The organism is Micromonospora sp. BS32 (assembly GCF_059089345.1).
In genome coordinates this window covers 1-462 of the sequence record NZ_JBSSHR010000101.1, presented here as the reverse complement: position 1 = coordinate 462, position 462 = coordinate 1, and the positions used below count along the sequence as shown (strand labels likewise).

The 462-nt window shown below is 72.9% G+C and carries 1 pseudogene; it reads left to right on the top strand.

Annotation, left to right across the window (positions count from 1 at the left end):
- Positions 1–462 (top strand): annotated as a pseudogene (locus tag AC5RWQ_RS30445) (phosphoenolpyruvate carboxykinase (GTP)); the annotation flags it as partial.

Here is a 462-nt window from a genome sequence, read left to right as displayed (position 1 = left end):
GAGTACCACCGCCTCGCCGGTGAACTCGTCGCCAAGGGCACCTTCACCAGGCTCGACCCGACCCTGCGGCCCAACTCGTACTACGCCGCGTCCGACCCCACGGACGTGGCGCGGGTCGAGGACCGGACGTTCATCTGCTCGCGGCACGAGGCCGACGCGGGCCCGACCAACCACTGGAAGGCCCCCGCCGAGATGCGGGAGATCTTCACCGGCGCCCCGGGCAGCGGCGCCGGCGGGCTGTTCCGCGGGGCCATGCGCGGCCGGACCATGTACGTGGTGCCGTTCTGCATGGGCCCGCTCGGCTCGGAGCTGTCCGCGATGGGCGTGGAGCTCACCGACTCCGCCTACGTCGCGGTGTCGATGCGCACCATGACCAGGATGGGCCGCCCGGTGCTCGACGCGCTGGGCACCGACGGCGCCTTCGTCAAGGCCGTGCACTCCGTCGGCGCCCCGCTCACCGAC